This window comes from Oribacterium sp. P6A1, assembly GCF_000702885.1.
Classification (GTDB): Bacteria; Bacillota; Clostridia; order Lachnospirales; family Lachnospiraceae; genus Oribacterium.
In genome coordinates this window covers 1-19,049 of record NZ_JNKO01000004.1, presented here as the reverse complement: position 1 = coordinate 19,049, position 19,049 = coordinate 1, and the positions used below count along the sequence as shown (strand labels likewise).

General features: G+C 41.2%; 16 protein-coding genes and 1 tRNA gene. 6 read left to right on the top strand and 11 right to left on the bottom strand.

Annotated elements, in window-relative coordinates:
- Positions 1-140: 140 nt before the first annotated feature.
- Positions 141-1,034, top strand: a complete 894-nt coding sequence (locus tag T515_RS03690) for a LysR family transcriptional regulator (RefSeq protein ID WP_036607736.1) — start codon at positions 141-143, stop codon at positions 1,032-1,034.
- A 209-nt stretch (positions 1,035-1,243) separates the two neighbouring features.
- Here the strand turns inward: T515_RS03690 and T515_RS18165 are convergent, their stop codons facing one another.
- The 3 genes from T515_RS18165 to trmB form a co-directional block, all read right to left on the bottom strand.
- Positions 1,244-2,860 carry a C40 family peptidase gene (locus T515_RS18165; protein WP_036607734.1) on the bottom strand — a complete coding sequence of 539 codons (1,617 nt, stop codon included), beginning with the start codon at positions 2,858-2,860 and terminating at the stop codon, positions 1,244-1,246.
- A gap of 219 nt (positions 2,861-3,079) precedes the next feature.
- Positions 3,080-3,152 (bottom strand) — tRNA-Lys (locus T515_RS03680).
- Positions 3,153-3,318: 166 nt separating this feature from the next.
- On the bottom strand, positions 3,319-3,972 hold the full coding sequence (gene trmB / locus T515_RS03675; RefSeq protein ID WP_036607733.1) for a tRNA (guanosine(46)-N7)-methyltransferase TrmB: 654 nt from the start codon (positions 3,970-3,972) through the stop codon (positions 3,319-3,321).
- Positions 3,973-4,445: 473 nt separating this feature from the next.
- On the opposite strand from trmB, the gene T515_RS03670 reads away from it, so the two are divergent.
- The 4 genes from T515_RS03670 (at position 4,446) to T515_RS03655 (ending at position 10,395) form a co-directional block, all read left to right on the top strand.
- Positions 4,446-5,555: an SH3 domain-containing protein gene (locus T515_RS03670; RefSeq protein ID WP_051671406.1), complete on the top strand. Its 1,110-nt coding sequence runs from the start codon at positions 4,446-4,448 to the stop codon at positions 5,553-5,555.
- Between the two features lie 186 nt (positions 5,556-5,741).
- A complete protein-coding gene (locus tag T515_RS03665) occupies positions 5,742-6,452 on the top strand; it encodes a response regulator transcription factor (protein WP_036607732.1) in 711 nt (236 codons plus the stop codon).
- An 84-nt stretch (positions 6,453-6,536) separates the two neighbouring features.
- Complete coding sequence (locus T515_RS03660; protein WP_051671405.1) at positions 6,537-8,717, top strand: sensor histidine kinase; 2,181 nt, start codon at positions 6,537-6,539, stop codon at positions 8,715-8,717.
- Positions 8,701-10,395, top strand: coding sequence for a D-alanyl-D-alanine carboxypeptidase family protein (locus T515_RS03655; RefSeq protein ID WP_155988251.1), 1,695 nt, complete (start codon positions 8,701-8,703; stop codon positions 10,393-10,395). The genes T515_RS03660 and T515_RS03655 overlap by 17 nt, the downstream gene beginning before the upstream one ends.
- Before the next feature lie 42 nt (positions 10,396-10,437).
- Here the strand turns inward: T515_RS03655 and T515_RS03650 are convergent, their stop codons facing one another.
- From T515_RS03650 to T515_RS03640, 3 genes are all read right to left on the bottom strand, one after another.
- A complete protein-coding gene (locus tag T515_RS03650) occupies positions 10,438-10,989 on the bottom strand; it encodes a M48 family metallopeptidase (RefSeq protein WP_036607731.1) in 552 nt (183 codons plus the stop codon).
- Between the two features lie 129 nt (positions 10,990-11,118).
- Positions 11,119-11,349 (bottom strand): HPr family phosphocarrier protein, encoded by a 231-nt coding sequence (locus T515_RS03645; RefSeq protein WP_036607730.1) that lies wholly within the window; start codon positions 11,347-11,349, stop codon positions 11,119-11,121.
- 491 nt (positions 11,350-11,840) lie between these two features.
- Positions 11,841-12,338 carry a hypothetical protein gene (locus T515_RS03640; protein ID WP_036607727.1) on the bottom strand — a complete coding sequence of 166 codons (498 nt, stop codon included), beginning with the start codon at positions 12,336-12,338 and terminating at the stop codon, positions 11,841-11,843.
- A 302-nt stretch (positions 12,339-12,640) separates the two neighbouring features.
- Between T515_RS03640 and T515_RS03635 the strand changes: the two genes are divergently transcribed.
- Positions 12,641-12,838, top strand: coding sequence for a hypothetical protein (locus T515_RS03635; protein WP_036607723.1), 198 nt, complete (start codon positions 12,641-12,643; stop codon positions 12,836-12,838).
- A 205-nt stretch (positions 12,839-13,043) separates the two neighbouring features.
- Here T515_RS03635 and T515_RS03630 read toward each other — a convergent pair whose 3' ends face one another.
- The 5 genes from T515_RS03630 to fabF form a co-directional block, all read right to left on the bottom strand.
- A complete protein-coding gene (locus tag T515_RS03630; protein ID WP_036607722.1) occupies positions 13,044-14,534 on the bottom strand; it encodes a UxaA family hydrolase in 1,491 nt (496 codons plus the stop codon).
- A gap of 30 nt (positions 14,535-14,564) precedes the next feature.
- Positions 14,565-16,058, bottom strand: coding sequence for a tagaturonate reductase (locus tag T515_RS03625; RefSeq protein ID WP_036607720.1), 1,494 nt, complete (start codon positions 16,056-16,058; stop codon positions 14,565-14,567).
- 296 nt (positions 16,059-16,354) lie between these two features.
- Positions 16,355-16,819, bottom strand: coding sequence for a MarR family winged helix-turn-helix transcriptional regulator (locus T515_RS03620; protein WP_036607719.1), 465 nt, complete (start codon positions 16,817-16,819; stop codon positions 16,355-16,357).
- 287 nt (positions 16,820-17,106) lie between these two features.
- The gene (gene fabZ, locus T515_RS03615) at positions 17,107-17,583 is read right to left on the bottom strand and encodes a 3-hydroxyacyl-ACP dehydratase FabZ (RefSeq protein WP_051671404.1); all 477 of its coding nucleotides are present in this window, start codon (positions 17,581-17,583) and stop codon (positions 17,107-17,109) included.
- 106 nt (positions 17,584-17,689) lie between these two features.
- Positions 17,690-18,931 carry a beta-ketoacyl-ACP synthase II gene (gene fabF / locus T515_RS03610; RefSeq protein WP_036607718.1) on the bottom strand — a complete coding sequence of 414 codons (1,242 nt, stop codon included), beginning with the start codon at positions 18,929-18,931 and terminating at the stop codon, positions 17,690-17,692.
- Between the last annotated feature and the right edge of the window lie 118 nt (positions 18,932-19,049).

Here is a 19,049-nt window from a genome sequence, read left to right as displayed (position 1 = left end):
TGTTATGGCGTGTGGATAAAGATTTTTGTTAATCAATTTATCTGATTTCTTATCCTCAGCTTTACCCCATTAAATTTAATTCTATTCAAAAGATATTTAATTAATTCCGGAATCATACTCTTCCGGGCAATGGAGTTTTTATGATTTCTTATGACTACTACAGAATTTTCTATTACGTGGGCACCTTCAAAAGTTTCACCCAGGCCGCAAAAGTACTGGGTTCCAATCAGCCTAATGTAAGCCGTGCCATGAATCACCTTGAGGAGAGCCTGGGCTGTAAGCTCATGCACCGGGGAAAGAAGGGGATCACCCTGACTCAGAACGGTCAGAGGCTCTATGAACACGTTATTATCGCTTTTGAGCAGCTGGAACTGGGAGAAAAAGAGCTTGATAAAGATGTCAATCTGGAATCAGGACAGGTGACCATAGCAGCCTCCGAAAATGCTCTCAGACTCGTTCTGCTTCCAGTCCTGCACGATTTCAAGATACAGTATCCGGACATAAGCATTCGCATATCCAATCATGCAACTCCAAAGGCTATAAAAACTCTGCAGAACGGTTCTGCTGATTTTGCGCTTGTCACCACTCCACTGACTGTACGGGAACCTTTCACCATGGACCCGCTGTTCAATTTCAGAGAGATCCCCATAGTGGGACCTGGTTATAAGCATCTTACAAAATATCCCATGTCTCTTAAGGAGCTGAACCGCTACCCTATCATTAGCGTTGGCCGTGATACCGGAACCCGTGAGCTTTATGTACAGTATTTTCTTAATCATCAGCTCACTTTCCAGCCCGAACTGGAAGCATCTTCTACGGATCAGATCCTTCCAATGGTTGAGAATGACCTTGGGGTGGGATTCTATCCTGAGGCTCTTGCGGCAGATGCCATTGAACGTGGTCTTGTCTACCGTGTTCCATTGCTTGAACCTATTCCCGACAGGACCTTCTGTCTTGTAATCGACCGATCCAAAAATCTGTCCACTGCTGCAGCCAGACTTATCGATACCTTTATGAAGGAAACAAGAGTATGATTTACCTGATTATGTAAACCGTTCATATTCTTTCATATCAGAAAAAAGACATAAAAAAACCGGCCTCCAATCCTCAGATTTTTGATCTGACAATTGGAGGTCGGTTTATTTTTTTATCTATATCGTTTTTTCGGTTCAATTATCGAAGCGAGAGCGTCAAAACCGGTATTCAATCGTTTTGCGCTTCCCACTCCTATACTTATATCATCTTAACTGAAGATTCTCCAGCCGACAATAAAGTGGTTTGCCCACCATGCTCCCAGTGATCTGTGTACTACACGTCCGTTGGATGATGATGCATCTATGATGGTTCCTCCACCTGCAACGATTCCTACGTGTCCTGATACAACTATGATATCACCGGCCTGAAGCTCGTTATAGGATACCCTCTTGAATCGTCCCGGATTTCTCCATCCTGATGAAGTCATGTAAGAAATACCTACTCCTGCCTGGTTGAGACACCAGTATACAAAACCAGAACAGTCAAAGCTGTTCGGTCCCTTTGCTCCCCATACATACGGACAGCCGATCTTTGATGCTGCAATGGAAATAAGGGCTGCTGCCGAACCGGATACTGTCTCACCGCCTGTTCCCACAGATGACGGAATGGATACTGCAGGGGTTCCTGCATTTGCAGCTGTACTTGGTACTGTAACGGGAGCTGCACTGCTTGTACCTGATGAAGCTGATGAACCTGAAGAGCTGCTTGAAGTAGTATTCTTCTTGGCATTTCCGCTATGGAGCAATGCTATAGTCTTTGCACCTGCAAGTCCGTCCGCAGTAAGTCCGTTTCTGCTTTGGAAATTTGCAACCGCGCTCTTGGTAAGTTCACCAAAGTAGCCTGTAGCCTTATCCGATGAAAGATAACCGTACTTTACAAGATATTGCTGAAGATCCTTAACAGATTCAGACTGTTCTCCGAGTCGCATAGCGAAGGGAATTGCATTGGGAGATTCCATAGCAGTTCTTGTATCAGGTCCCAGATATCCGTCCACTACCTGATCGTTTCTTGACTGGAATGCCTTTATTGCATTCTGAGTTCCCAATCCGAAATTACCGTCAGCTTCTCCCTCAAGGTATCCCAGATTTATAAGAATCTGCTGATACTTCTTTACCAGGTCAGACTGTTCTCCAAGGGCTACAACATTAGCCTTTACATCATCGGAATACAAAAGATTGTAGGTACTGGTACCGTATATTCCGTCTGCAGTAAGGCCGTTAGTCTCCTGAAGTTTCTTGACAGCATTCATGGTAGTCTCATCATAAGTACCGTTTATATCGGAAGCATTGTACAGATATCCCAGATTATAAAGACGGTACTGGGCATGAGTAACATCATTTCCCTGGAATCCCAGCTTTAATGCATAATGTGGGGCACTCTCAGACATGATGGCATCCCATGTACCGACTCCACATATTCCATCCATAGCCATGCCTGCCTGCCTCTGGAAGTACTGTACAGCAAGTGAAGTGGCATCACCGTAGTATGTTGTGGGCTCATCGGGATCCATATATCCGAGATCCATAAGTCTCTGCTGAAGATCCTTAACTACCGAATTGATAACTCCCACTGTCAGGTTGACCGGTGCCAGTTCCTCTGCCGAGTCATCAACAGTTACACCGGCTATAGACGGCAAAACATTGGAATTAATGCCCAATGCAGCAACCATCTCAACTGATTCCGTTTCCGGAGCCGTGGTAACAACTATCTCAGATTCACTTTCAGCATTTACACTTTCGCTTATCTGCTGCTCACAGCCGGTCATGATAAGCATACTTGCTGTCAGCAAAAGTGAGGTTCCTCGCAACAATTTACGATTGAACATACTAAACTCTCCATTCCCCCGTCATTCATGCAGGGCATAACTTTATAATAAATCTGTGTCCGAAACACTACGGCACAGTCTTTTACATCATTATAGTCATAACATTATATCATCGTGTTTGTAAATTCATGTTACTTTATTCTTACAATAAAAAAAACCTTGATTCTCAAAGAATCCAGGTTTTTTATCGCGTTATTCATATATTAAAGCATCAAAAAATGCACCTTCAGGGACTTGAACCCTGGACAAACGGATTAAGAGTCCGCTGCTCTACCAACTGAGCTAAAGGTGCATATCTTTGCGCCGTTCCTCACAGCGCTCACTTATAGTACACAATTAGTATCGTATTGTCAATTGTTTTTTTAAATTTTTTTCAGGCTATATTATTTAATGATTTAAACCTCGATACTGCTGAACTGCTATACCGCAGCTTAAATCATTTGATCTCCACTGAAATATTACTGTACGGCTATAAGCTTGTATATCGGATTTCCCTTAGCAGAAAACTTCTCTTCATATTCTGTCATGATATTCCCTTCATTCATTGAATCATCATGATGAAGATCTCTTGTAACCTGAGAAAGTTTCCAGCCTGACTCGGGAATGGACTCCAGTGAATAGTCGAACAATCCCATATTATCGGTTTTAAATTCCAGCTGTCCGTCTGCCTTAAGAAATTCTCTGTATATCTTCATAAAGACAGGACTTGTCAGACGACGGTTTGCCTGCCTGTCCTTTGGCCATGGATCTGAAAAATTCAGATATATTCTGTCCACCTCTCCAGGTGCAAAAACATCTGCAAGAAGTCTTGCATCTATGGATATAAATGTAAGATTAGATAAATCAGCACCCTCCTTCTCAAGAGCTTCTCTCTTCTTTATAGCCTTGAGAATAACAGTATCATAACGCTCTATTCCGATATAGTTTACGTCCGGATTATTAGCGGCAAGGGTCTCTATGAACTGACCTTTTCCCATTCCTATCTCTATTCTGACAGGATTATCATTGCCGAAAACCTCTTTCCATCTGCCCTTGTTTTTCTCCGGATCGTGGGTTACATACTCTGAATTTGCCACAAAATCCTCTGATCCCGTTATATGTCTTAATCTCATGATATACCTTTCTGCTAAAAAACATTTTGATGATGCGGGTAATAAAATCTCAAATCATATTTTAGTCACATGATTGGTACTTTAGACCCTCTCATCTTTATTATAATACGCAGCAGTGTCGGATTATTCCTGGCTTTACCCATGGAAATGCACCTCCGAAATTTCGGAAATGGTAACTAATTTGAAAATATCTCTTCATACAGCGTTCACAACTACGTAATATTTTATTTCTACTATGTTTAACACAGAAACCCTGTTTCATCAAGTACATAGGTTAATGTTGCCATGCCAAAAAACGAAGCAAATACCTTGCTGTTCTCTTGAAGCACTTTTTGAAATCGGGTATAATATAAAGTAAATTATCCGGAAATATTTTATTAAAAGATAAGTTTTTCCTATTCGCAGATTGTTTCTTTTTTCTGCTTCGATTCTCTTTTATCTGAATCATTATTTCCGTTAAGGAGGTTTTTTTCATGCCAACGCCAAGAGAAGCTAACATCTGGGGCAAGATTCGTAATGATTTAAGTCAGGCACAGCAAAGTATATTAAACGGACAGTACAACCAGGCGTTGATCCTGGACAAGCGCATACTTCATACCCTTGTCCGTATGCAGATTGACAGGGCTGTTCTTGTTTCCAATAATCTTGAAAGTGATATTGACCAGCTTTTGGAAAATAAACTCATATCAGATCAGACCAGGGACAATTATCACGCCATTCGAATCATGGGCGAGCAGGCCGAAGCAGGTGAAACCGCCACATCTCAGTCCGCCAACGAATCATTTTCTCTTATTCGTGACGAATTGAACAACTATGTAGACTCTTTCCAGTCGAGACCTATTTCTGCCTCATACGCTTCCGGACAGACAGCCTATTCAGAGTTTGATAACCCTTCAGATTCCGAATATGATACAAACTATTCCGAATCACAGATATCCGACGAAGATTCATCCGGAGAAGATGCTTCCTATCCTGAGGCTTCAGACCTTAGTTCTGTGAATATTCCGTTAAACAGATCCTCAGGAGGCATGAGGAGTGGCCGTCCTACCAGACCTCTTCGCGACAATGAGCGGGTTTCAAGAACATCAGGAAGACGCTCCTCCGCTCAGAGAAACGGACGCCCGGGATACAATCAGAACAGGAGACCAAAGCGCAGAAAAGGCTTTGAGCTGGATCTTTACAACATAATGAAATTCCTTATTCCTATTTCATGTGCCATACTCCTTATCATCCTTATAAAGATCATAAACGGAGGCTCATCAAAACCTTCTATTGCTACTACTGCGGCTCCTGCAGAGACAACTGTGGCAGCAACAGAGGCTCCTGTTGACAATCCTGCAGAAACAGTTCCTGTTCAGGAAACTCAGGCTGTATCCTCAGTATGGGTTACCACTACAGGCGTCAAGGTTCGTACCGAGCCAAATACAAATTGTGAGGTTCTTGAAGTACTTGATGCCGGTGTACAGGTCACATACAAAGGATCACCCAATGATGAATGGATCATGATCGACTATAACGGTCGCGATGCATATGTCAGCAAGCAGTACGTTCAGGAAGTTGCTCAAGAGGTTCCTGCGGCATAACACTACTATCACTTAAGCTTCCGGTACTGTTCCGGAAGCTTTTCTTTTTTGTTCCGTATCGCATCTTAATTTCGGATTCATTTATTTCTGTATTCCCCGCTCTTTGCATTGAACAGAGCAATAATGTATAATAATGTGGTTATATTGGTATTTTGGGTACCATATACCTGCCAACAGGAGGTTTTTATGCAGACTATACTCGTATGTGACGACGATAAGCAAATCGTCGAAGCGATATCCATTTATCTTACAGGTGAGGGCTTCCATGTTCTTAAAGCTTATGATGGCTACGATGTTCTTGAAATCATGGAACAGAATAAGGTGGATCTCCTTATCATTGATGTTATGATGCCTGGACTTGACGGAGTACATACCGTACTTAAAATCAGAGAATCCAGCTCCATCCCTATCATTATGTTATCAGCAAAGGGTGAGGATAATGACAAGATCCTGGGGCTTAATGTCGGAGCCGATGACTACCTTACCAAGCCTTACAATCCTTTGGAGCTTATTGCAAGAGTAAAATCACAGCTCCGCAGATATACCCAGTTGGGCAATATCGGGGAAGCTGCCGACAATGATAATGTTTATGCCTGCGGCGGTCTCGTTATGAACGATGACACCAAAGAAGTGACCGTTGACGGCAACGCCGTTAAACTTACACCTATCGAGTACAACATCCTTCTTCTTTTGGTAAAAAATGCCGGCAAGGTTTTTTCTATTGATGACATTTACACTTCAATTTGGAATGAAGAAGCCATCGGTGCCGATAATACCGTAGCTGTTCATATCCGCCATATTCGTGAAAAGATTGAGATAAATCCAAGAGAACCCAGGTATCTTAAGGTTGTTTGGGGTGTCGGATATAAAATCGAAAAGCAGGATGCAGCTAAATAACATTTCCAATTTTTTCTGAACACATTACACAACATTTCGCCGGGTTGGAGATAGTTCTCTTGCCCGGCGTTTACATTAGAAATCATGAAAAAAACATTTACAACTTTTATCAATATTATATCTTTTCTTATGATACTCTGCAGTGTCGGTGTTTTGACTCTGGGAGCAGCCGACGGATCTGCACTTGAATATATAAGACAGCCCAATTACGTAAAGAGCTCGGCTTTTGAAGACCGGGCCAATCACATGATGACGGATATATTCGATTACGTCCAGCTTACAGATATATTCGAAAAAGACGGTAAGCTTGATCTGGGACTCATCATAGCCCAGGCCGATGTCCAGGGACAGAACGTTTCCTACTCACTGGACTACCTTATTCAATATGCCAGATCTATGGGATACTATTTTGATGCCTGGAATCAGCTTCAGAACGACGGTTCAAGAACCATATCAAAGGCAGAGGATGAACTTAACCACCAGATCATAGTGCAGTACAGGGCATATCTTCCGGATTATAAACAGACAAGTCCAACTGACGGACAGATGTCTCTCGGTGCTCTTGCAGAAGAGGCACTGACCTATCTTGCGAGATATTATGCCGTAAAAAGTGAATTCAACAGTAAAAACACCAATTTTTATTTCAACATCACCTATACATCAAAGAATTCCGATGTAACCTTCACTAACGATTCATCCCGCTCTGAGGAAGACATCCGTAATCTTCCAAGCTTTGCCTACGCTGATTCCAACTCTCTTGAAGTCTCCACCAACTTCAGAAATCTTCCCCAGAACCTGATTCCTCTTTTACAGGCTCGTAATCCATTCAGGAGCAGCTCATCCCAATATCATTTTTCTGTGGGAATAGATACTTCTTTTCCCTGCGAAGACAATTTCCAAAAACAGGCCAGGGAGTACACGGATCACCATGTTACAAGCGTCGTAGGACTGACCATGCTGGTGCTCTCCGGATTGACTGCGGTAATTTCTCTTATACTTCTGTTCCTTTGGAGCGGACACAGTAATGATAAGTCTGATCTAAAAATCCACCTTCATAAAATTGATAACTGTCCTACAGAAATCATTTTATGCGGCTTCATTATCTGGGGATTTACAGCGGATATATTGGCACCTGAAATTCTTGAATCTGTGGAAAGGATCATAGGAACCATAGATAATTGGGATTTTTGGACATCGAGTCTAAGCCTCATATTGAAATATTCTGTATTCTTCCCTATGACCTTTTCTCTTGTCAGAAATTACAAGGCGGACCGGTTATGGAGCTCATCCTTGCTTAAAAAGATCTGCGATCTGTTCGGACACTATATTCAAAGCGCCGAAAGAACCAGCTCAAAGCTTTTCAGTTATGTTCTTTTCGTATTGCCCAATACATTTGCGTTTATCATGATCGTACTGCTGTTCGTACACTTCATAAACAATGAGAGTTTGAAGGCTTTCCTGTGTGCTATAGCCACACTGATCATTATTCTGGCCATTGATTTTTACACATGGCGTATAGCCACCGGCTTAAGTGAGGCTGTTGATGAACAGGTCAAATCAGAACGTCTTAAAGCAGATCTCATAACCAATGTATCCCACGACCTGAAGACCCCTTTAACATCCATCATAAGTTATGTGGATCTTATCAAGCGTGAAGATATAGACAATCCCCGGGTTCAGGAATATATAAAGGTTCTTGACCAGAAATCCACTAGACTTAAAACTCTTACCGAAGATCTTGTGGAAGCCAGCAAAGCAAGCTCCGGTAATGTCAAGATTGATTTCGCTGATATCAATTATAACGAAATAGTTGAACAGGCCTTGGGAGAATTCGAAGATAAAACCAATTCCGCAAAGCTTGAAGTCATACTTAACTATCCGGATCATCCTGTTATGATATGTGCAGACGGACGACATCTTTGGAGAGTGATAGAAAATCTTCTGAACAACTGCTGCAAATATGCATTAAGGGGTTCAAGGGTATATGTTGATATAACAGATGATGCAGATTCAGACACTGCATCATGTACAATCAAAAATATCTCCTCCAGTCCTCTCAATATTTCTCCGGAAGAGCTTACGGAAAGATTTGTAAGAGGTGATGTAAGTCGTACTACAGAAGGCTCAGGTCTCGGTCTTTCCATAGCAAAAAGTCTGACAAAACTTATGAACGGCGAGCTTGTGATAACCATAGACGGAGATCTTTACAAGGTAAGCGTTATTTTAAAAAAGGCTGTAAAAGAATCGAATGATGCAAAGAACTGATAAACTTAAAGCGATAAAAAAATTCGGCAGAAGGGTGGTTCTTACCCTCTCTGCCACCTTCCTTATAACAAATTCCATACAAACATATAACATCTCAGGTACCTCTTTAAATGGAATCAACTATCCTTATCCACAATCGGAAAGAGTTGTCAACAAAGTTTTGAATACTCTTAAACTTATGCCGATAACCGGATTTGCGGCAGTTTCATGGCCTCAGGCTTCCTTTTCCCTTAATTCCGAAGGAGCAATACTGATAGATGCGGACTCAAATGCCATTCTTTACGAAAAGAATTCCACAACGGCATATTACCCTGCATCCATAACAAAGGTTCTGACTGCCATACTGGTACTTGAAAACTGCACAAATCTCGATGACAAGGTGACTTTTTCGTATGCTGCGGTAAACGGAAATCTGGAGCCAAACTCCACCATCATAGGTGCTGTGCCGGGTGACAAGCTTTCTGTACGAGATTGCCTCTACTGCCTGCTTCTGCACTCAGCCAACGATTGTGCCAATGCTCTTGCGGAATATATTGCAGGTTCCAATGAAAAATTTGCGGATATGATGAATGCCAAAGCTGCCGAAATAGGTTGTGTCAATTCTCATTTCGTAAACCCTTCAGGTCTAAATGATCCTGATCACTATACCTGTGCCTATGATTTTGCAAAGATAATGCAGTACGCCATAAAAAACGATACCTTTAAGGCCATAGATGCATCTCAGGTATATACTCATGCTCCTATTTCAAAGTACCCGAATGACACTGACAGTGAGAATACAGTTTATGCCCATCATCACATGATGAGAAAGAGCTATGCCGAGTACTATCCCGGGGTTTTTGCCGGCAAAACCGGATATACCATCCTTGCCGGAAACACACTTGTGACGGCCTGTGAAAAGAACGGAATGACTCTTATCTGTGTCATACTCAACGGACATAATTCCCAGTACACCGATACAAAAAATCTTTTTGATTTTGGTTACACTAATTTCAAGTCCATTGAAGCAGCTGCATACGACAAGAATATAAGCACATTATCCAGCAATTTTAAGGTTGACGGAATTCAAATCATTGATTCACTGAGCTTCGACATACCATCGTCATACCACATAACCATTCCATCCGAAGCTGTATTTGAAGATGTCTCAGGCACCATAAACTATGATTTAAACGACTCTGAAAAAAGCGGTGGTGCATTTGCACGTATTGACTATGTATACGGTGATAAGTCCGTCGGCAATGCCTACATAAGTCTTTCGGACCACTCAGATAAAATAATTGAAACGCAGCAGACATCACAGACTGATGCAAATACAGAAGAAACTGTCCCTGAGAGCATCAGCATGAACTATAATGAAGATACCCATCCAACGGTTTCAGGACAACTTCCGGCGGAAAGCGATGAAAATCATGCCCCCATAGTCTTAAATCAGGAAGAAGGGCGTATAGAGATACCAAAGCCCATTAAACGGCTTGTATCCATTCTCGCCGTTATAGGCCTTATTGCTCTCCTAATATTCGGAATATACTATCTTATGGAAAGACATGAAGAGTTTATACGTAAGAAACGTCGTTCCCGTATGCTCAAGCACACTGATGATCTTTCAATTGAACAGAAAGCGCGCAGGGATATGCTGCTGAACAGCCGTTCCAGAAAACGAAGCCGCAAGAAATAATCAAAACCCCTTTTGTACCGTTCAAGTACAAAAGGGGCTTTTTTACTCCATACGGCCAATTATCACTCCGCCTTTGTCATTAAGCCATTTTCGCCTTTTTTTATAGTCGGGAAGTACCTTGGCAACCTCTGCCCAGAACTTATTGGAATGATTCATTTCTTTTCTGTGGCAGAGTTCATGGACTATAACGTAATCTATTATTTCCGGAGGGGTAAGCATCAACAGACAGTTAAAATTAAGGTTCCCCTTTGAACTGCAGCTTCCCCATCTGGTCTTCTGATTTCTGATTGTTATTCTCCCATAATTCACGCCTACTTTTTCCGCAAAGTACTCCACACGTTTTGGTATGAAATCCACTGCCTTGTCTCCAAGTCTCTGAAGCTCCTCGTTTGTCAGCGGTTCAAGACTGTCAGCCCTCTCCCTTTCTTTCCTGACCTTATCCACATGTTCTTTTATCCAGGCAGCTCTTTTTTTCAGGAGCTCCTGAATCTCAGCATCAGTTGTTCTGTAGGGTGCCTTAATAATCACCTCGGCTTTACTGTTCACTGTTATCACTATGGATTTTCTGTTACATCTTTGTATTTCTATCTGCATATACACCTCATTCCAGACTTTTATCTTACCACAATAACCGGATCAATAGCGGAGAAAGCTCTTTTTTTCAAAAAAAAACGCCTGAATCGGGAATTCACCCAATCCAAGCGCTTCAAGCAATGTCTATAATCACTCTACGATAAAATCCTTAAGTGATGTTTTTACGTCTGCAAGATTCTCTGTTCTGACCTTGAGACTGAGAACCTTTCCAAGACCCATATAAATAACACCAAGAATTGACTTGGCATCAACGATCTTTGATCCCTGAACGATATCCATATCAAATGGAAGTTTTGAAGTTACTGCAACAAAATCACATACGGCCTCACGATCCGGAATCATAATGCTTAATTCACTCATCGTATCATTCCTCCTGAAAAATAATAAACGGGATGAACTATCCATACCCACTACACTCAAACTCATTTGATGACATGCACTATATCACCAGGAATTATAACATTCCATAGCTTTTTCAAAATTTATCATAATTTTAATATTTGTAAAAACTTTCGAAGTTTCAATAAGCTGCTATGAAAGCACTTACACAACTTCCTACAGCTATGAATTTTATAATCGCAAGGAATACTATCACCTTAGAAATTAAATTTCAATGCTTTTATGCAAACATTAATATTTTTTGTGATTTTTATACAGTATAAAGGCATTATAGCCAAAAAGATTATATTTTTTTGATAATGAACATTTTTTAATTATTTGTCAATTATCACGTTTTTATATTATCTGACACTACTTTTTGCTTACCGGATAAAACATTCTTATTAAATCAATAGATAATCTTTATATGCGACCCGATTTTATTTTCAAAGAATGTATTATAATTGATAATTTCAGATAATTCTTTTCACATGCAGTTCCTGTCCGGATTTTCTTATTTCATCTGCAAGTTCTATATCCGCGCCCTCAAGTTTCTCATACTTGGAAACAGCTGCTTCAATCTGGAGCTTCACCTGCTTTCGAACACCAGTCATACCACAGCGTGTAATGGCTTTTTTCAGATCAAGCATAGATGCCGTTGTTGGCTGCATGGAAGCTATCTGGGCAAAAGTTCTGAGCATTCCTTCGGCCCTTAATGATGATATTCCGGTAACCGCTATCAAAGCTCCTGCAAACATCACTATGGCAGCAAGTACCATAAATGGGTTGTTCTGTTCTCTTATGGTCAAGACACATATTAACCCTGTAAAAACACCCACAAGTCCTATCAAAGTGAACTTTCTTGCATTTTTTATGTAGTTCTCCATCAAAGACTCACCGCTATCTATACCTGGTTCCCGGGCTTTGCCTGCCATTTTATTGAATTCGTTTATCTTTTTTTCATTTAGCATGATGTTTTTTATCTCCCTTCATTGTGAAACTGTTTTCTTCTTCAAAAATATAGCAAATTATCGTTGCTTATGCATGCGTTATATATATGTTTTATCCATTAAAAATATAACAATATTCCATTGTGATTGTGCATAGTGATTTATTATTTTGTTTTTTATGTGACTTTTTAATTAAAATGTGCTATAATCATTTCTCACATATAGAGTATTTTGATTTTGCCTGTTGATTATATATCTGATTGATTATCAACTTTTTTGGCATTTATTCTGCTCTTTGATTACAATATAAGGAGGGGATAGCGATGGATAGAATTCGTAAGGTTCTGTCACAGCTTAACGGAGACCACCAGATAAGTGTTTACCGTTTTAATTCACATTTAGATATCGAAATGACAAATACATCTGTCGATTCTTTTCTTGGTATGATTTCAAACGGTTCCATGGATCCAAATCAGGTGGTTGAAATTAAATGTGATAAGACAATCATCTTTTCAGTTTAACTATCATTTCAATTCTCATTTTTTAAGTCAGGCATTTCTGTCATGACTTGATTTTTCTTCTATAACCGCCTCCCGATTTGTTTCGGGAGGTATTTTAGTTAAAAATCAAAGGACCTGAACCGGTTTTCCCGATTCAGGTCTTTTCTCTGTTTTATGTAACTATTCCGTCTTTAATACATTATGTTAAAATGTTCTCGATGATTTTTTATAAAACTACTCCATCCTTAAATATGGAGATTTCTCTGAATCCGTGCTTTTCAGCCTGAGTCTGCTTTCCTGAAGCTATTTCCTTTACAAAATCAAAGAGTCTTCTTCCTGCATCATCTATGGATTCTCCCTGAGATGCAACCGGACCTGCATTAAAATCGATCCAATTCCTTTTCTTCTCAGCAAGCTTATCGTTGGTGGCTATCTTTGCTACCGGTGCAGGAGAACCGAAAGGGGTTCCTCTTCCTGTTGTGAACAGAATCACTGTACATCCGGCAGCTGTGAGGTTCGTACTTGAGACAAGGTCATTTCCTGGTCCGTATAAAAGATTAAGCCCCTTTGTATGAACTTCTTCACCATAGGAAAGTACATCTGAAATTGCAGCCTTTCCGCCCTTCTGGACACAACCGCAGGATTTGTCTTCCAATGTAGTTATACCACCCTCTTTATTTCCCGGTGACGGATTATCATATACCACCTCATTATGGCTTATAAAATAATCCTTGAATCCGTTAAGCATGGCGGATGCCTTATCGAAGACCTCTTCATTTACACATCTGTCCATAAGCATGCTTTCAGCACCAAACATCTCCGGAACCTCTGTAAGTATAGTGGTTCCTCCCTGGGCTACTACCATATCCGAAACTCTGCCTACTGTAGGGTTTGCGGTTATTCCGGAAAGTCCGTCTGATCCACCACACTTCATTCCGAGAACCAGCTTGTCGATACCAACGGTCTCCCTCTTGAATTTTGATGCATATTCCGCAAGCTCACGTAAGAGTGCAGATCCGGCTTCAAATTCATCCTCAACTTCCTGGCAGGTAAGAAACTTTACTCTGTGGGGGTCATATTCACCAAGTTCCTTCAAAAACTGTTCGTGGGTAAGATTTTCGCAGCCCAATGACAGAACAAGAACTGCTCCTGCATTGGCATGACGAACCAGATCAGCCAGTATCTTACGTGTCTGGGCATGATCTCCTCCTGTCTGGGAGCATCCGAATGGATGAGTGTATGTATAAAGTCCGTCTATAGAACCCTTTACCAGATCCTGATTCATTTCCACAAGATGCTTTGCCACATCATTTACACATCCAACGGTAGGTATGATCCATATTTCATTACGTGTTCCTACTTTTCCATCAGGTCTTACATACCCTTCAAATGTTTCCACCGGCATCTCTGTTTTTCCCGGTACCGCAGGATTATAGGTATACACTACTTCTCCGCTTAAATTCGTTTTCATGTCATGTGTATGAACCCATTGTCCCGCTTTAACATCTTCAGTGGTGTGTCCTATGGACACACCATATTTTATTACCTGCTCATCTTTGGGAATCGGCTTTACCGCTACCTTATGTCCCTGGGGAATATCCTCGATTGCTGTTATATCAATGTCTCTGGTTCTGATCTCGTCGCCCTTTGCTATAGGTGCGATGGCAACCACAACATTATCCTCCGGATTGATATGTACTACCTGTGCTCTGGCCATATTTCTTTTCCCTAAGAAGGTTTCCTTTCATTATAGTACTGATGCGTATGCAGCCTTAGCTCCCTGCTCCTTGATAAGAGTAAGGTTCTTTACTGTTACTTCTTCAAAGTCCAGAACCTTTGTAAGATCCTGTCCCCAGAATTCCTCATTTGTCATTACTGCATGAACAAGACTCTTCACATCATCATCCTTATGAGCCTCATAGAAATCTATAACTTCCTTGTCATCCTGGATCTTATATTCGTTTCCTGCAGGACGCTTGCAAATGAGTCCATCCTCTTCACGACGCTGTACATCATTGTTATAGAATGCGATATATGCAGCAAAGCTCATGGCAAGAACCTCAGGAAGCTTTCCAAACTTATCAGCATACTCAAGAAGTGAAGGCATATTTCTTGCTTTCCACTTTGAAGTGGAGTTAAGAGAAATGCTCATAAGCTGATGATCAACAAATGGATTATTAAAACGATCCTCAACAGCTGATGCAAAGTTCTCGCAATCTGCCTTATCCAACGGAAGAATAGGAATGATCTCTTCCTGAAGCATCTTGTTCATATAATTCTTAACTACATCATCATGCATACAGTCACGAACGATATCAAAGCCTGCAAGATAAGCTCCGAGTACAAAACCTGTGTGAGCACCGTTAAGGATACGAACCTTTCTCTTCTTATATGGAGCTACCTCCGGAACAACATGAACATTTACTCCTGCCTTCTTGAAAGGAAGCTTATCCTCAAGCTCCTTAGGTCCCTCGATATACCATACACCAAATACCTCACCAACATCTGTAAGTGGATCTGTGTAACCGTTCTCCTTATCAAGTTCTTCCACTTCCTTCGGATCACGAATACGGCCAGGAACGATTCTGTCGACAAGTGTTGAACAGAAAAGAACTTCATCGTCTACCCACTTCTTAAAGTCAGCTCCAAGATTCCACTCATCTATATGGCGCTTGACAATTTTCTTGAGCTCCTGTCCGTTATTATCGATAAGCTCACATGAAAGAACTACAACTCCGGATTTTCCTGCCTTAAATCTCTCATAAAGTACCTTTGTCATTTTTCCTGGGAAGGAAACAGGCGGCTCCTGATCAAACTTTGTCTCTGGATCATAAACGATTCCTGCCTCAGTTGTATTTGATACGATATATTCAAGATCATCAGACTTTGCGAGCTCGATCATAGCTGCAAAACCTTCCTTGGTATAAGGATTGATAGCATCTTTAACAGATGATATAACTCGCTTGTTGTTCACCTTCTGACCATTCTCGGAACCACGGAGATAAAGTGTATAAAGACCTTCCTGCTCATTGATAAGCTCAGTAAGTCCCTGGGCTATAGGCTGTACCAGAGTAACCTTTCCGTTCCATCCTGCCTTCTCATTTGACATATCGAACCAATAATCAACAAAGGCTCTGAGGAAGTTTCCCTCACCGAACTGCATTACCTTTACGGGTGCATCTTTAAGGATATACCCCTGATAACCTGACTTCTCTAGTACCTGATAGTTTAATTTTTCCATTGAATTATCCCCTTTCAAGCGAATCAACTTCATTTTTATTTAATGCTTATATCATTGCACTGTTGTCTGCGCGTTCTTGTAAGCGCTTACATTTAATATATTCTGTTTGTCTTCCGATGTCAATTAGTAAAATAATTACTAATTTCCATTTCGTTTTTGTCAGTATTTCACTAAATAAAAAAACGTCCGAATATATTGATTCCAAAAATCATTTTAACTGATTTCCGGATACAACATTTCCAAACGTTAATTCATTACCAATACAGACAGTTTAAACTATTCTCTTCTGCTGCCTTCTACCGCCTGTCACTCTTCTTAAAATGTTTAGGATCAAGTTCAGGTATCATTTCATCCGTAATAGTAGCAATCATATGATCCAGCCTCTCTATATCTTCCTTTGAGAAGCGCTCCTCACATCTCTCTACTATCTTCTGAAGAAACTCATAACTGTTTTTATAGTAATCCTTCAGCTTGTCAGTAGCCCTCAAAAAATACTCTCTGTGGTCTGTTTCTGACTGTACCTTTTCAATATAGCCCTTCTGTATCAGTGCATTGACTTTGTACGCCGCATTGGGTGCCGAAATACCCATCATCTTTGCAAACTCAGCCACTGTAGGTTCTCCAAGAGACTTTATACACTCCAGACTGAAGGCTTCAACAGAGGTCAGTGTATCATCACCGGAATTTTCCTTTGAAAACACCTGCATATAAAAATGCACTCTGAATCTATTATACAATTCCTCGAAAGTATTACTTAACATATCCGATCTTCCTTAATTCAATAAAACTGGTACTCTATGCCGGATTCCTGCGGAATCTTACCAAGATATAACACTTAAATCAGCACATTACAGATTATAACATATATACCCTGTAAGAATAATATAAACCGACCTGAATACATTATAACAAAAACGGCTATCGATTTTGAATATAATCGGTAGCCATTGTATAGCAATATATGCCCTGTGAAAAGAAGCTGTTTATTCTTTTCACTCATTCTTCTCACAGATTGTTTATATTATCCGTTATGCCTTTTAACTGTTTTTTACTGAACTGCAAATGTCAGCTCAGCCACAACAGCTGTCTTGCCGTTTACTGTGGCTGTTGCTGTACCTATTCCTACAGGTCCGTGCATTTTTGTAAGCTCACAATGAAATTCAAGTACATCTCCGGGTCTTACCTGACGCTTGAAACGGGCATTCTTGATGCCTCCAAACAGAGCAATCTTACCTCTGTTTTCAGGCATACTCAGCAGGGCAACCGCACCTGTCTGTGCCAATGCTTCTATTATGAGTACTCCCGGCATCACAGGATAATCAGGGAAATGTCCCTGGAAAAATGGCTCATTGACAGTTACACACTTTATCGCATCCGCAAATTTCCCCGGTTCATAATCCTTCACCTGATCTATAAGAAGGAAGGGGTATCTGTGAGGAATGATTTTTTTGATTTCTTCTATATTTAATGCCTTCGGTGTTCTCACATCAGAGACATTATCCAACTCTTTTATTTCTTCTGCCATTTTTTACCTCCATGAGTCAGGAACAAACCAGCTCACGCCGGTACCGTATCTGACCCATCAACCAAGTTTGATGTTCATATTTCAAACTTTCCTATTAATATCTCTCTTATGCCTTCGAGAAAATAAGACATGCGTTGTGTCCGCCAAATCCCAGAGAATTGCTAAGTGCATACTTTAGCTCAGCATTTCTTCCCTCGTTAGGTACTACATCAAGATCGCACTCAGGATCAGGACTTCTGTAGTTGATAGTAGCAGGAATAAATCCTTCCTCAATCGCCTTTACGCAAAATACAGCTTCCACTCCTCCGGCAGCACCAAGAAGATGTCCCGTCATGGACTTTGTTGAGGAGACAGGAATATTGTAAGCATTATCTCCAAATACAGCCTTTATAGCTTTGGTCTCGCAGGAATCATTAAGATGTGTTGAAGTTCCATGAGCATTGATATAAGAAATATCCTTCGGATCAATGCCTGCATCCATGATGGCGAGACGCATACATTCAGCACCGCCTTCTCCTTCCGGATTAGGGCTTGTAATATGGAATGCATCACAGTTTGCACCGTAGCCCACAATTTCAGCGATTATTTTTGCGCCGCGACGTACGGCATGCTCATATTCCTCCATGACGAGGATGCCTGCACCTTCACCCATTACGAAGCCGCTTCGCTCACTGTCAAATGGTATACTTGCCCGGTTAGGATCCTCAGAATGATTAAGAGCACGCATGCTGCTGAATCCTCCGATTCCAAGGGGTGATATACATGCCTCGGTACCGCCTGCTATCATTACGTCTTCGTATCCGTCTCTTACTCTGTGAAATGCATCACCGATGGCATTGGACCCACCTGCGCAGGCTGTTACCGGGCAGGTACACATTCCCTTGAATCCATGACGTATAGCAACATTGGCTGCTGCCATATTGGAAATAGTCATAGGTATGAAAAATGGAGAAACTCTCTCAAATCCATGGTTTTCTGCCTTTGTATGCTCTGACTCAATAGTATCCAGTGCACCGATACCCGATGATACTATGACTCCGATTCTTGATGGATCATACTCATTGGATTCTTTGATTCCACTCTGTGTGATGGCTTCCTCTGCTGCCACAATCGCAAACTGTGTGAATCTTGAAAGATGCTTCTGTTCACGACGATCTATAAGTGCAGAGGGATCAAAATCTTTTACTTCTCCTGCAAGCTTAACAGTGAAATTCTCTGTATCAAAATGTGTTATTGCTGCTATGCCGCATTTCCCGTTTCGTATACTGTCCCATGATTCAGCCACAGTATTTCCTGTTGGGTTGACAGTCCCAAGACCTGTTATCACTACTCTTCGCTTATTCTCCATTTTTGCTCCAATCTAACTTCAATTAAATGCAAACTCCTCTTTACTTGTCCGTCCCCACTGCGTTCCGCTGGTCAGGTTCGGTTTTGTCAACCTCACCTGATCCCTTCGGGACCCGAGC

Coding starts and splice junctions, on each gene's coding strand:
- T515_RS03690 (WP_036607736.1), top strand. CDS start 141: ATGATTTCTTATGACTACTACAGAATTTTCTATTACGTGGGCACCTTC.
- T515_RS18165 (WP_036607734.1), bottom strand. CDS start 2,860: ATGTTCAATCGTAAATTGTTGCGAGGAACCTCACTTTTGCTGACAGCA.
- trmB (WP_036607733.1), bottom strand. CDS start 3,972: ATGAGATTAAGACATATAACGGGATCAGAGGATTTTGTGGCAAATTCA.
- T515_RS03670 (WP_051671406.1), top strand. CDS start 4,446: ATGCCAACGCCAAGAGAAGCTAACATCTGGGGCAAGATTCGTAATGAT.
- T515_RS03665 (WP_036607732.1), top strand. CDS start 5,742: ATGCAGACTATACTCGTATGTGACGACGATAAGCAAATCGTCGAAGCG.
- T515_RS03660 (WP_051671405.1), top strand. CDS start 6,537: ATGAAAAAAACATTTACAACTTTTATCAATATTATATCTTTTCTTATG.
- T515_RS03655 (WP_155988251.1), top strand. CDS start 8,701: ATGATGCAAAGAACTGATAAACTTAAAGCGATAAAAAAATTCGGCAGA.
- T515_RS03650 (WP_036607731.1), bottom strand. CDS start 10,989: ATGCAGATAGAAATACAAAGATGTAACAGAAAATCCATAGTGATAACA.
- T515_RS03645 (WP_036607730.1), bottom strand. CDS start 11,349: ATGAGTGAATTAAGCATTATGATTCCGGATCGTGAGGCCGTATGTGAT.
- T515_RS03640 (WP_036607727.1), bottom strand. CDS start 12,338: ATGCTAAATGAAAAAAAGATAAACGAATTCAATAAAATGGCAGGCAAA.
- T515_RS03635 (WP_036607723.1), top strand. CDS start 12,641: ATGGATAGAATTCGTAAGGTTCTGTCACAGCTTAACGGAGACCACCAG.
- T515_RS03630 (WP_036607722.1), bottom strand. CDS start 14,534: ATGGCCAGAGCACAGGTAGTACATATCAATCCGGAGGATAATGTTGTG.
- T515_RS03625 (WP_036607720.1), bottom strand. CDS start 16,058: ATGGAAAAATTAAACTATCAGGTACTAGAGAAGTCAGGTTATCAGGGG.
- T515_RS03620 (WP_036607719.1), bottom strand. CDS start 16,819: ATGTTAAGTAATACTTTCGAGGAATTGTATAATAGATTCAGAGTGCAT.
- fabZ (WP_051671404.1), bottom strand. CDS start 17,583: ATGGCAGAAGAAATAAAAGAGTTGGATAATGTCTCTGATGTGAGAACA.
- fabF (WP_036607718.1), bottom strand. CDS start 18,931: ATGGAGAATAAGCGAAGAGTAGTGATAACAGGTCTTGGGACTGTCAAC.